General features: G+C 38.6%; 1 protein-coding gene. It reads left to right on the forward strand.

Features of this window, described 5'->3' with window-relative positions; translation table 11 throughout:
• Positions 1 to 554: alpha-L-rhamnosidase C-terminal domain-containing protein (locus tag J8281_RS18970; RefSeq protein WP_210199232.1), on the forward strand; the 554-nt coding region annotated here is incomplete at both ends.

Genomic DNA, 554 nt, shown 5'->3' on the forward strand with positions numbered 1-554 from the left:
GGAAAGAAGAAGATGCTAAAATGTATACAAACCGTTTAGAGGTACAATGTAAAGCCACACACAAAAAAATATATAATGCAAACACAGGTAAATATGGAGAAGGGCATCAAGTAAATCAGGCTTTTGCGCTACTTTCCGGAGTCACGCCAGACTTAGAAAAACAAAAGGTTTACAATAATTTAGTGGACCAAGTATTGTATAAATTTCCGTATTACGATACTGGTAGTTCTGGGCAAGCATTGTATACACGCTATTTTATAGAACATGGGGAGCGTATGGATTTAATTTACGAATTGCTAAAAGACAAACGACACCCAAGTTATGGCTACTTTTTAGAGCAAGGTAAAACGGTATGGCCAGAACGTTGGTCTGCCATTGGGAACAGCCAAATTCATACCTGTTACACGGGTATTGGTGGTTATTTTATTAAAGGTTTTGCTGGAATTAGACCAGATCCAGAGCAACCAGGAATGCAACGATTCATGGTGAAGCCAGCACCAGTAGGAGATTTAACCTATGTAAATGCAAGTTATCAATCGCCTTATGTAGATGTG

This window comes from Aquimarina sp. U1-2 (genome assembly GCF_017897595.1).
Taxonomy (GTDB): domain Bacteria; phylum Bacteroidota; class Bacteroidia; order Flavobacteriales; family Flavobacteriaceae; genus Aquimarina.